8 protein-coding genes and 1 pseudogene are annotated in these 12,489 nt (G+C 73.4%); 3 read left to right on the top strand and 6 right to left on the bottom strand.

What is annotated here, in order from left to right:
• Nucleotides 1–234 precede the first annotated feature (234 nt).
• On the bottom strand, nt 235–693 hold the full coding sequence (locus AB0N63_RS23335) for an NUDIX hydrolase (protein ID WP_365531055.1): 459 nt from the start codon (nt 691–693) through the stop codon (nt 235–237).
• A 390-nt stretch (nt 694–1,083) separates the two neighbouring features.
• Here AB0N63_RS23335 and AB0N63_RS23330 point away from each other — a divergent pair, with 390 nt between their 5' ends.
• Complete coding sequence (locus AB0N63_RS23330) at nt 1,084–4,386, top strand: S8 family serine peptidase (RefSeq protein ID WP_365531053.1); 3,303 nt, start codon at nt 1,084–1,086, stop codon at nt 4,384–4,386.
• Between the two features lie 57 nt (nt 4,387–4,443).
• Here AB0N63_RS23330 and AB0N63_RS23325 read toward each other — a convergent pair whose 3' ends face one another.
• Together AB0N63_RS23325 and AB0N63_RS23320 are read right to left on the bottom strand one after the other, a co-directional pair.
• Nucleotides 4,444–5,349 (bottom strand): hypothetical protein, encoded by a 906-nt coding sequence (locus AB0N63_RS23325; RefSeq protein WP_365531051.1) that lies wholly within the window; start codon nt 5,347–5,349, stop codon nt 4,444–4,446.
• A gap of 1 nt (nt 5,350) precedes the next feature.
• Nucleotides 5,351–5,896 (bottom strand): sigma-70 family RNA polymerase sigma factor, encoded by a 546-nt coding sequence (locus tag AB0N63_RS23320; protein ID WP_365531049.1) that lies wholly within the window; start codon nt 5,894–5,896, stop codon nt 5,351–5,353.
• A 377-nt stretch (nt 5,897–6,273) separates the two neighbouring features.
• On the opposite strand from AB0N63_RS23320, the gene AB0N63_RS23315 reads away from it, so the two are divergent.
• Complete coding sequence (locus tag AB0N63_RS23315; protein WP_365531047.1) at nt 6,274–7,290, top strand: aspartate-semialdehyde dehydrogenase; 1,017 nt, start codon at nt 6,274–6,276, stop codon at nt 7,288–7,290.
• A gap of 162 nt (nt 7,291–7,452) precedes the next feature.
• On the top strand, nt 7,453–10,032 hold the full coding sequence (gene pepN, locus AB0N63_RS23310; RefSeq protein WP_365531046.1) for an aminopeptidase N: 2,580 nt from the start codon (nt 7,453–7,455) through the stop codon (nt 10,030–10,032).
• 85 nt (nt 10,033–10,117) lie between these two features.
• On the opposite strand, the pseudogene AB0N63_RS23305 reads toward pepN, so the two are convergent.
• The 3 genes and pseudogenes from AB0N63_RS23305 to AB0N63_RS23295 form a co-directional block, all read right to left on the bottom strand.
• Nucleotides 10,118–10,348 (bottom strand): annotated as a pseudogene (locus AB0N63_RS23305) (EamA family transporter); the annotation flags it as partial.
• A 110-nt stretch (nt 10,349–10,458) separates the two neighbouring features.
• On the bottom strand, nt 10,459–11,916 hold the full coding sequence (locus AB0N63_RS23300) for an FAD-dependent monooxygenase (RefSeq protein WP_365531044.1): 1,458 nt from the start codon (nt 11,914–11,916) through the stop codon (nt 10,459–10,461).
• 264 nt (nt 11,917–12,180) lie between these two features.
• Nucleotides 12,181–12,456, bottom strand: a complete 276-nt coding sequence (locus AB0N63_RS23295; protein ID WP_019983768.1) for a hypothetical protein — start codon at nt 12,454–12,456, stop codon at nt 12,181–12,183.
• Between the last annotated feature and the right edge of the window lie 33 nt (nt 12,457–12,489).

Genomic DNA, 12,489 nt, shown 5'->3' with positions numbered 1-12,489 from the left:
AGCTTCTTGCGCCCCTGCGGAGTCCGGTCCCCTCGGATCTCGAAGTCCATCGCACCCCTTGAACTGGGGTGTTGCAACGACCACTAGAACCCAAGACGCACCCGGCGGCCCCTCCGCGTGCGGTCACACACCGGGCGCGGGCCGCCCGCCGCCCTCCGGCGACGCACGGGGCACGGGCACCGCGCCACCGCCCGGCCCGCGACGCCGCCCACCTCGGCCGCGCCGCGGCAGGCGTTACCCCTTGTCGCCCGGGACCCTGCCCGACCCCGGCCGCTCGCGCCACAACCTCAGGCCCACGTCGACCAGTTCGACGCGTCGCAGGTCGGGGACCATGTCCAGGGGGTGCCAGGCGGCCAGGTCGGTGGAACCGTTGGTCTCGTTGCGCAGTTCACCGCCGGTGACCCGGCCCTCGTAGACGATGCGCAGGCCGTGGAAGTCGGCCTGGGCTCCGAGGGGGCGGGGGTAGGTGCGGCGGATCGAGTCCAGGCCGAGCAGGGTGACGGGTTCGACGGTGTAGCCGGTCTCCTCCTCCGCCTCGCGCACCACGGTGTCGTAGGGGTCCTCGCCGTGCTCCATGCCGCCGCCCGGCAGGGTCCAGCGGCGTGCGCCGTCCCGTGCGACCCACCGCGCCAGCAGCATCTGTCCGTCCCGCACACACACGGCGTAGGCCGCCACCCGCAACTCCTCACGCATGAGCAGACGTTACGGCAGCGAGGGCGCGGCCGGCGCGGGTTCGGGCGGACCCCGGCGCGGCGGTGCGCGGCCCGGCGCGGCCGCCGCCGGTGCGCGCCGCAGCCCCACCGCGTGCCAAGGTGGCGTCCGGCCGCGGCGACCGTGCGCAGGCAAGCCGCCACGGCGTGCGGTCGGGCGCACCGAACCCCTGGCGGTATGGGGGAGTTCGACAGGGTGCGTCCCCGGTGGCGCATGGCGGAAGTACGCCATGCGTCCCTCACGCTACGGTCAACTCTCCACAAACATCTTCCTCTCAGGTAAAGCTGAGCGATCGTCCGGCTCCGAAATCCGGACGGCCGCGATCGAACCTGATCGCACCTCGCCTGGTTCCTTTATCTGCAAGGGATGCCGATGACCTCCGACTCCCAGCGCGCCCCGGGCGCGAGACGTCTGGCCCGCATAGCCGTGGCCGCCGGCGTGGTGGCCGCGCTCTCCGCGGCCGGGCCGATACCCCTGGCCGTCGCCGCCCAGGGCGACGGCCCCGCGCCCGCCGACCCGGCCGTCAAGTCGGCGAGCGCCAAGCTCGGTCCGGACGACGCCGAGCTGCTCGCCTCGGCCAAGGCCGACGGCGCCAAGAACGTCACGATGATGATCGCGACCGCGCCGGGCCGGACCGAGCAGGTCGCCGCGCAGCTGGAGGCGGTCAAGGGCGGTTCGGTGGGCCGCACCTACGACCAGGTCGGCTACGTCCGCGCGACCGTGCCGACCGCGAAGGCCGACGCCGCGATCGCCGCCGCCGAGAAGCTGTCCTCGGTGCACGCCATCGACCTGCGGCAGGAGATCCAGCTCGACGACCCGACGCCGGCCGGGGACAGCGCGCAGGCTGCGAGCGGCAAGAGGAGCGCCACGTACCCCGCCCCGGGCAGGAACACCCCGGCGGAGAACCCGTACAACCCGTCCTTCGAGACGGGCGCCGTCGATTTCGTGCGGCAGAACCCGAAGGCGGACGGCCGCGGCGTCACCATCGGCATCCTCGACTCCGGCGTGGACCTCGGCCACCCGGCCCTGCAGAAGACCACCACCGGCGAGCGCAAGATCGTCGACTGGGTGACCGCCACCGACCCGATCCTCGACGGCGACGCCACCTGGCGCCCGATGGTCACCCCCGTCTCCGGACCTCAGTTCGGCTACGGCGGCCAGACCTGGAAGGCCCCGGCGGGCTCGTACCAGATCAGCACGTTCAAGGAGTCCGCGACCGCCGGCGGCGACGCCAAGGGCGACGCCAACCGCGACGGCGACACCACCGACTCCTGGGGCGTCCTGTACGACCCGGCGGCCGGCACGGTCCGCGTCGACCTGAACAACGACAACGACTTCACCGACGACACGCCGATGAAGCCGTACAAGGAGGACCACCAGGTCGGGTACTTCGGCACCGACGACCCGAAGACCGACGTCGCCGAGCGGCAGCCGTTCGTCGTGCAGATCCGCAAGGACGTGCCGATGGACCCCTACGGCGGCTCCTGGGTCGGGCAGAAGGCCGACTTCGTCAACATCGGCGTCATCGAGTCCGAGCACGGCACCCACGTCGCGGGCATCACCGCCGCCAACGGCCTGTTCGGCGGCAGGATGAACGGCGCGGCCCCTGGCGCGAAGATCGTCTCCTCGCGCGCCTGCACCTGGACCGGCGGCTGCACGAACGTCGCGCTCACCGAGGGCATGATCGACCTCGTCGCCAACCGCGGCGTGGACATCGTCAACATGTCCATCGGCGGTCTGCCCGCGCTCAACGACGGCAACAACGCGCGCGCCGAGCTGTACACCCGCCTCATCGACACCTACGGCGTCCAGCTGGTGATCTCCGCGGGCAACTCCGGCCCCGGCGCCAACACCATCGGCGACCCGGGTCTGGCCGACAAGGTCATCTCGGTCGGCGCGTCCGTCTCCAAGGAGACCTGGGCGGCCGACTACGGCTCCGAGGTGAAGACCAAGTACCAGATGATGCCGTTCTCCTCGCGCGGACCGCGTGAGGACGGCGGGTTCACCCCGACGCTGACCGCGCCGGGCGCGGCCGTCAACACCACCCAGACCTGGCTGCCCGGCTCCCCGGTCGCCGAGGCGGGCTACTCCCTCCCGGCCGGCTACTCGATGCTCCAGGGCACCTCGATGGCCTCCCCGCAGGCCGCCGGCGCCTCCGCGCTGCTGCTCAGCGCCGCCAAGCAGAAGGGCGTCGACCTCACCCCGGCCGTCCTGCGCACGGCGCTCACCTCGACCGCCGACCACATCAAGGGCGTCCAGGCCTACGAGGAGGGCGCGGGCCTGATCAACGTCGTGGACGCCTGGAAGTCGATCCGCGAGGGCGCCTCCGCGCACGACTACACCGTCAAGGCCCCGGTCGACACCGCCATCGACTACGCGCTGAAGACGCCCGGCTTCGGCACCGGCCTCTACGACCGCGAGGGCGGCCTGAAGGCCGGTCAGAGCAGGACGTACGACATCACGCTGACCCGTACGTCCGGCCCGGACAAGGCGGTCCGGCACGAACTGCACTTCGAGAACAACACGGAGGGCACCTTCCGGGTCGTCGGCTCCGACGAGGTGAAGCTGCCGCTGAACCAGCCGGTCACCGTCAAGGTCCGCGCCACCCCGGAGTCGGCCGGTCTCAAGAGCGCGATCCTCGAACTCGACGACCCGAAGACCGAGGGCGTCGACCGGCAGATCCTCACCACGGTCGTGGTCGCCGCACCGGTGCAGTACACCTACACGGCCTCCGGCAGCGTGCAGCGCAACAGCACCAAGTCGTACTTCGTGACCGTGCCCGAGGGCGCCAAGTCGCTGGAGGTGGCCATCGGCGGGCTGAAGGGCGAGAGCCAGACCCGGTTCATCGCCATCCACCCCTACGGCGTCCCGGTGGACAACACCTCGACCCCCTACTGCTACCCGCACTACCTGGACGGCAACGGCTGCCGTCCCGACCTGCGCTCCTACGCCGACCCGCAGGCGGGCGTGTGGGAGATCGAGGTCGAGGCGCGCCGCACCTCGCCGCTGCTCGACAACCCGTACAAGCTGGACGTCACCGTGCTCGGCGCGGCGTTCGACCCGGCGACCGTGACCGTTCCCGAGGCGAGGGTCGGCTCCCCGGCCACCGCCTCCTGGACGGTGACCAACAAGTACGCGGCGCTGGACGGCAAGCTCGTCGGCGGCCCGCTCGGCTCGGCGAAGTCGGCCCGGCCGACCGTGAAGTCCGGAGAGAAGCAGACCACGACGGTGACCGTGCCCGAGGGCGCGCAGTCGCTGGACGTCGCGATCGGCGGCGTCTCCGACAAGTCGGCCGACCTGGACCTGACGGTGTACAACGCCAAGGGCGCGCAGGTCGCGCAGTCCGCCGACGGCGACTCGGAGGAGGCGGTGTCGATCGCCAAGCCGGCCGCCGGCGTCTACACGATCGAGGTCGCCGCCTACTCGGTGCCGTCCGGTTCGACCGAGTACGACTACCGGGACGTGTTCTTCTCCCCGGCACTCGGCGCGGTGACCGTGGACGACGCGGCGCCGGTGAAGCTGGGCACGGGTGCCGTGGCGACGGTGACCGGGACGGTCACGGCGGCCGCCGCCGCGCCGGAGGGCCGTGAGTTCTTCGGCCAGGTGCAACTGGTGAACGCCCGCGGCACGGTCGCGGGCCTCGGCAGCGTGCGGATCGAGAAGGTCGTGCAGTAACGCACACCGTGTGGAGGCAGGCGGGCGTCCGGTGGGCGCCCGCCTCTTCGCTGTGCGTCACCCGCAGGCGCCGGTGGGGGCGTCCGCCTGCGCGCGGGCGAGACGGTCCCGCCGCGGGGCGATGGTCCGCTCGCCGACGAGCCAGGCGCCGGCTCCGTCGGCGCGGCGCGGAACGGCCACGAGCACGTGGTCGCCGACGCCGAACCCGAGGGGGCCGGTCAGGGCGACGACGGCCTCCTTCGCCGACCGGTCGGCCTTGTAGACACGGGTCACCCGCAGAGTGACCCGCACCTCCGCGCTGCCGCTCACGGGAGCCACCCGGAGCACGTCCCCCTCGGCCACGAGCCGGGCACAGGCCAGGTACCCGGGCTCCTCGAACACCCCGGCCGCCCCGCTCCCGGCGGCCTTCCCGCCGGGCGCTCCGCTTCCGGCGGTCTCGCCATCGGCCGCCACCCCCCTCTCGGCCGGGTCACCCGGACGCGCCTCGCCGGCGCTCGCCGTGTCGGCGCCACTGGCCGCGCCGTCACCCGCGCCGCCCTGGACGGCGAGCCACCCGAACCCCAGCGCGACGGCGACGACACCGGCGGCGACCAGCCCACGCAGGGCGACGCCCCGCGCACGGCGCGCCCCGCGGGGCCGCCGGGACGACCGCCCGGGACCGCCCCGGACGGGGCGCGGCGCGGTCCCCCGCCCGGCGGGCCGGCCCCGGCCGGGCCGCGGGGCCGGCCCGGCCACCCGCCCCGCACCCGCCGCCGGGGCCGGCCCCTGGGGCGGGGCCGCGTCCGGGGATTCCTCCGTCAGGGCGTCCGCCAGGAGGTTCAGCTGCGCGCGGAGCGTGGCCAGGTCGGTGCGGGCCGATTCGTATTCGGTCAGGTAGGCGGGGTCGTGGGACGCCGACCTCGGGGGCGGTTCGTCCAGGATCGCGGCCAGCAGCGGGTCGGCGCCGTCATGGGGGGCCGTCACGTCACACCACCTCGTTCTCGTGCAGCCGGGTCCGCAGGGCGCGGACGGCGGTGTGCAGGCGGCTCTTGACCGTGCCCTCGGGCACGCCGAGCTGCTCGGCGATGTCCCGCACCGGCAGGTCGGCGTAGAAGCGCAGGACCAGTACCTGGCGCAGCGGGCCGGGCAGCTCGTCCAGGCCCTGGGCGACGGCGAGGGAGAGCAGCCGGGTGTCCTCGCCGGAGGCGGTGTGCTCGGGCCGGCGCTGGGCGGCCAGGCGCTCCCCCAGCCGGTCCTGGCGGGCCCGGGCGCGGTGCCAGTCCATGGCGAGGTTGGAGGCGACGACCGCCGCCCACGCGGAGACGTCCCGCGGCGCCTCCCGGCCGCTCGCGGCGCGTTCCAGCAGCCGCAGGCGGACCTGCTGCACCCCGTCCGGCAGGTCCGCCTGCGGCACGCCGCCGAGTGCGAGCACCGCCCGCACCCGGCGTTCCTGGGCCGCGTCCAGCGGATCGTCGCCCCCGTGGTCCCCGTGGTCCGCCTCCCGGCCCCGGCGCGCCCTTCTGCGCAGCACAAGCCCTCCCCTCCCCCGCTCCCGTCCTACGACGCCGGCGGCGCGCGGAACGTTCGGCGCGGGCGGCGGAAAAACTCCCGGCGCGGCGCGAGGAGGGGCCCGCCCCGGGCAGAGGCGTACGTCACACCGCCGTATGAGCCGGGGACGGGCGGGCAGGCACGCGGCAGCACAGCTTGCGGCACGGAGGCCCCACCGGGTGAATTTCTGCAGCTCAACCGGGGTGCGTACGGCAGTTCCGCAGGCCGTGTGCGGGCAGGGCGCGTCTCGTTCCCCGGGCCGGGGCGCAAAGAATTGGACACGTGGGTCGGGGTCGGCCGCATGATGGAAAGGCCTCGACCGAGCGCACAGCACCTACAGCACATGCAGAGGGAGACACCGTGAGGGTCGGAATCGTCGGAGCCACCGGTCAGGTCGGCACGGTCATGCGCAGGATCCTCACCGAGCGCGGCTTCCCGGTCACCGAGCTGCGCCTGTTCGCCTCGGCCCGCTCGGCCGGCACGGTGCTGGACGGCGTGACGGTGGAGGACGCCTCGACGGCCGACTACACCGGCCTGGACATCGTGCTGTTCTCGGCGGGCGGCGCGACCTCGAAGGCGCTGGCCGAGAAGGTCGCCTCGCAGGGCGCCGTGGTGATCGACAACTCCTCGGCCTGGCGCCGCGACCCGGACGTGCCGCTGGTGGTGTCCGAGGTGAACCCGCACGCGATCGCCGACCGGCCCAAGGGCATCATCGCCAACCCGAACTGCACCACGATGGCCGCGATGCCCGTCCTCAAGCCGCTGCACGCCGAGGCCGGTCTCGAAGCCCTCGTCGTGGCGACCTACCAGGCCGTGTCCGGTTCCGGTCTCGCGGGCGTCGCCGAGCTGCACGGCCAGACGCAGAAGGTCGTCGCGGACGCCGACAAGCTGACCCACGACGGGGCCGCGGTGGACTTCCCCGAGCCGGCCGTCTACAAGCGCCCCATCGCCTTCAACGTGCTGCCCTTCGCCGGCAACCTCGTGGACGACGGCCTGAACGAGACGGACGAGGAGCAGAAGCTCCGCAACGAGTCCCGCAAGATCCTGGAGATCCCCGGTCTGAAGGTCTCCGGCACCTGTGTGCGCGTGCCGGTCTTCTCCGGCCACTCCCTCCAGGTCAACGCCCGCTTCGCGCGCCCGATCAGCCCGGAGCGCGCCACCGAGCTGCTGGCCGGCGCGCCCGGCGTCGCCCTCTCCGACATCCCTACCCCGCTCCAGGCGGCCGGCCAGGACCCGTCCTATGTGGGCCGCATCCGCCGCGACGAGACGGTGGACAACGGCCTCGCGCTGTTCGTCTCCAACGACAACCTCCGCAAGGGCGCGGCCCTGAACGCGGTGCAGATCGCGGAGCTGGTGGCGGCCGAGCTGAGCGCGTAGACCGCGGCGCGGGGCGGCTCGGCCCCGTGGGGACGCAGAGGCGCACGACCCGTACGGACGCGTACGGGGGACGGGCGGTCGCCGTGAGTCGGTGACCGCCCGTTCGTACCGGGCGCGACGTGGAAGGATGACCGCACCCACACATCACGAGGAGATGACCGCGTGCCTGGCACAAACCTGACTCGCGAAGAGGCGCAGCAGCGGGCGAAGCTGCTCACCGTTGACTCGTACGAGATCGATCTCGACCTCTCCGGCGCTCAGGAGGGCGGCACCTACCGGTCCGTGACCACGGTGCGCTTCGACGTCGCGGAGGACGGCGCCGCCTCCTTCATCGACCTGGTGGCCCCGGCCGTCCACGAGGTCACGCTCAACGGCGACGCGCTGGATGCGACCGAGGTCTTCCAGGACTCCCGGATCGCCCTGCCGGGGCTGCTGAAGGGCCGCAACGTCCTGCGGGTCGTCGCCGACTGCGCGTACACCAACACCGGTGAGGGCCTGCACCGGTTCGTCGACCCGGTCGACGACCAGGCCTACCTCTACACGCAGTTCGAGGTGCCGGACGCCCGCCGGGTGTTCGCCTCCTTCGAGCAGCCGGACCTGAAGGCCACCTTCCAGTTCACCGTGAAGGCGCCCGCCGGCTGGACCGTCGTGTCCAACTCGCCGACCCCCGAACCGCAGGACGACGTCTGGCGGTTCGAGCCGACCCCGCGCATCTCGTCGTACATCACGGCGCTGATCGCCGGCCCGTACCACTCGGTGCACAGCGTGTACGAGAAGGACGGCCAGTCCGTGCCGCTCGGCATCTACTGCCGGCCCTCGCTCGCCGAGTTCCTCGACGCGGACGCGATCTTCGACGTGACCCGGCAGGGCTTCGACTGGTTCCAGGACAAGTTCGACTACGCCTACCCGTTCGCCAAGTACGACCAGCTGTTCGTGCCGGAGTTCAACGCGGGCGCGATGGAGAACGCGGGCGCGGTCACCATCCGCGACCAGTACGTCTTCCGGTCCAAGGTGACCGACGCGGCGTACGAGGTGCGGGCCGAGACGATCCTGCACGAGCTGGCCCACATGTGGTTCGGCGACCTGGTCACCATGGAGTGGTGGAACGACCTGTGGCTGAACGAGTCGTTCGCCACCTACACCTCCATCGCCTGCCTGGCGCACGCCCCCGGCTCGCGCTGGCCGCACGCGTGGACCACGTTCGCCAACTCCATGAAGACGTGGGCCTACCGGCAGGACCAGCTGCCGTCCACCCACCCGATCATGGCGGACATCAACGACCTGGACGACGTCCTCGTCAACTTCGACGGCATCACCTACGCCAAGGGCGCCAGCGTCCTCAAGCAGCTGGTGGCGTACGTCGGCATGGACGAGTTCTTCCGCGGCGTGCAGGCGTACTTCAAGCGGCACGCGTTCGGCAACACGCGCCTGTCCGACCTGCTCGGCGCGCTGGAGGAGACCTCCGGGCGCGATCTGAAGACGTGGTCGAAGAAGTGGCTGGAGACGGCCGGCATCAACATCCTGCGCCCGGAGATCGAGACGGACGCCGACGGCGTCATCACCTCCTTCGCCGTCCGCCAGGAGGCTCCCGCGCTCCCGGCCGGCGCCAAGGGCGAGCCGACGCTGCGCCCGCACCGCATCGCGATCGGCCTGTACGACCTGGACGAGACGACCGGCAAGCTGGTGCGCGCCGAGGACGGCCGGATCGAGCTGGACGTGGACGGCGAGCTGACCGCCGTGCCGCAGCTGGCCGGCCGGCGCCGTCCGGCGGTCGTCCTGCTCAACGACGACGACCTGTCGTACGCCAAGGTCCGCCTGGACGAGGAGTCGCTGGCCTTCGTCACCGAGCACCTGGGCGACTTCGAGTCCTCGCTGCCGCGCGCGCTGTGCTGGGCGTCGGCCTGGGACATGACCCGCGACGGCGAGCTGGCCACCCGCGACTACCTGTCGCTGGTGCTGTCCGGCATCGGCAAGGAGTCCGACATCGGCGTGGTGCAGTCGCTGCACCGCCAGGTGAAGCTGGCCATCGACCTGTACGCCGACCCGGCCGCCCGCGACACGCTGCTGTCCCGCTGGACGGACGCGACGCTGGCGCATCTGCGCGCCGCCGAGCCGGGCAGCGACCACCAGCTGGCCTGGGCGCGCGCGTTCGCGGCGACCGCTCGTACACCGGAGCAGCTGGACCTGCTCAACGCGCTGCTGGAGGGCTCCGAGTCGATCGAGGGCCTGGCCGTGGACACGGAGCTGCGGTGGGCGTTCGTGCAGCGGCTGGCGGCGGTCGGCCGGTTCGACGAGGCGGAGATCGCCGGCGAGTACGAGCGGGACAGGACCGCGGCCGGTGAGCGGCACGCGGCGACCGCCCGCGCCGCCCGCCCGACCGAGGAGGCCAAGGCCGAGGCGTGGGCGTCGGTCGTCGAGTCGGACAAGCTGCCGAACGCCGTGCAGGAGGCGGTCATCGCGGGCTTCGTCCAGACCGACCAGCGCGAGCTGCTGGCGCCGTACACCGACCGGTACTTCGAGGTGCTGAAGAGCGTCTGGGAGTCCCGTTCGCACGAGATCGCCCAGCAGATCGCGGTCGGTCTGTACCCGGCGGTCCAGGTCTCGGAGGAGACGCTGCGCAAGACGGACGCGTGGCTGTCCTCCGCCGAGCCCAACGCGGCCCTGCGCCGCCTGGTCTCCGAGGCCCGCGCGGGCGTCGAACGCTCCCTGAAGGCCCAGGCGGCGGACGCGGCGGCCAAGTAGCCGCACCGCGGTACGGCACGAGGGGCGCCCGGTGTTCCGCCGGGCGTCCCTCGGCCTGTCGGCATGTCCGGGGGCCCGCGCGGATCCGGGCGCCGAACGGGGCGACGGCGGCGAGGACGATCGCCAAGCGCCAGAAGGCGTGCTGGACGGGCGGCAGGCTGTCGTGCAGCGCGCGGCAGGTGACGAGGCTGCCGGACCGGACGGCCGTGGCGAGGACGGCGAGGGCGAGGACGGGCAGGGCGGCGGCCCCGCGGGGGCGGGCGGTGGGCGCGGGACTCGGGGCGGGTGTGGTGGTCCTGTTCGGGACGGCGGCCATCGGGAGTCCTTTCGCCGCGACGGCGCGGGAGCGGTCCCTCACCGTCGCAGCGCGCGACCCGTCAGGTCCGTCGTGACTTTCCGTCGCGTCCCTTCAGCGCGACCGAAAGGTCAGCCCACGTGCGCGGCGAGAGCGGCCTCGATCTCGCCGGAGTCCGCCGTGTCGGCGGCCCAGGCGGCGTAGCCGTCGGGGCGCACCAGCAGGGCGGTGCGGCGGTCGCTCGCCCACCGTTCGGCGGCCAGTCGCCCGGCTCGGCGGGGGCCGGCCTCGTGCGGGTAGGGCGCGACGAGGACGAACCGGCCGCCGCGCAGCGCCTCGTACAGCCGTCCGCCGCCCGCGAGGGCGAGGTCGGGCACCCGGGCGCCGACGAGCCGGTGGGCGCCGCGGGGAGCCGCGTAGCGGTGGTCGATGCCGCTGACCTGGCCGGCCACCCGGCGGTTGAGGGGGCCGAAGCGGCCGAGGGCGGTGACGAACGCGCCGCGCAGCGCCACGGCCGGGGGGCGCCGGGCCATGGCGAGGCGCAGCAGACCGCCGCTGCTGCGCAGCACGGACCTGCCGATCGGGTGGCGTTCGGCCTGGTAGGTGTCGAGCAGGGCGTCGGGGGCGTGTCCGTGGATCACGTGGGCGAGTTTCCAGCCGAGGTTGGCCGCGTCCTGGAGCCCGGTGTTCATGCCCTGGCCGCCGGCCGGGCTGTGCACGTGGGCGGCGTCGCCGGCGAGGAAGACCCGGCCGACGCGGTAGGCGGGCGCCTGGCGTTCGTCGCTGTGGAAGCGGGACAACCAGCGGGCGTCGTGCATGCCGAAGTCGCGGCCGAGGGCGAGCCGGGTGGTCTCCCGGACCTCCTCCAGCGTGACGGGCTCGTGGTCGGGCAGGTCCCGGCCCCGGCGCCAGCCGATGACCCGGTGGTAGCCGTCCCCGAAGGGTGCGAGGAAGGCGAAGGCGTCGCCGACGGCGTTGGCGGTGAGCACAGTCTCCGGCGGGTCCGTGAGCCGTACGTCCGCGAGCACGACGGACCGGATCACCGAGTGCCCGGGGAAGGGCAGCCCGATCGCCTCGCGGACGCTGCTGCGCATCCCGTCCGTGCCGACGACGTAGGAGGCCCGGAGCGTGACGGGGCGGTCGTCGGGGCCGCGCGCCTCGACCGTCACGCCCTCGCCGTCCTGGGCCAGGCCCGTCACCTCGGTCTCGTGGCGGAAGTCCACGCCGGCCTTCACCGCGCGCCGCTCCAGGGCCTCCTCCACCTCGTACTGCGGCAGGATCAGGACGTGGGCGAAGCGGGAGGGCAGGTCGCCGAGGTCGAGGCCGAGCCTGCCGAAGAAGGCCAGCCGCCGCAACGGGCGGCCCACCGCCTCCAGTTCGCCGGCGAGACCGCGGGCGTCGAGCTGTTCGAGGGAGCGGGCGTGCAGGGCGAAGGCGCGGGAGAGGTTGCTGATCCGGTGCGGCCGCTTCTCGACCAGGGTGACGGGGACCCCCGCGGTGGCGAGATCGCCGGCCAGCAGCAGCCCGGTGGGGCCGGCCCCGACGACGATCACGGGAGCGGGGGAACCGTGTGCGGTGGTGCCGGGCATGGGAGGCCTCCTGGGTGCCGACTGCCGGACGTCGCCGTTCCCACCCTCATGTCCGGCGTCCGCCCGGTCAACACGCCCCGCCGCCCCGCGCGCCCGCCTGTCCGGAACACGCCGAGGGCGCCGGCCCGCGCCCGTACGGCATGCGTACGGCGCGGGCCGGCGCCCTCGGTGGAAGCGTGTCGGCGGGCGGGTGGACCCGCGCGCGGGCGGACGGCGGCCGTCAGCTCGTGACGGCGCCGGGCCCCGCTTTCGTCGCCGGGCTCGTCAGGCCTTGACGTCGGCCTTGGGGCGGACGTCGATGTTCCGGCTGGTGTCCTGCTTCTGGGACCGGTCCAGGACCATGACCAGGCCGGCGATGACCAGGAACAGGACGATCGGGATGCCGACGAAGTAACCCAGCGTCTCGCCGACGCCGAGGCCCGAGCCGGGGTCGTCACCGTCGTCGCGGGTCACCGCGAGCGCGGGGGACGACATGAGCAGCATCATCAGCGTCGTACCGGCCGCCAGGGTGCCGGCGCGCAGGGCGTTCTTCTTGTCCACAGTGCCAAAGTAGCGAACGCCGCAACGGACCGC

This window comes from Streptomyces sp. NPDC093260 (genome assembly GCF_040683715.1).
Lineage (GTDB): Bacteria > Actinomycetota > Actinomycetes > Streptomycetales > Streptomycetaceae > Streptomyces > Streptomyces sennicomposti.
This window is presented reverse-complemented; position numbering and strand designations above follow the sequence as displayed.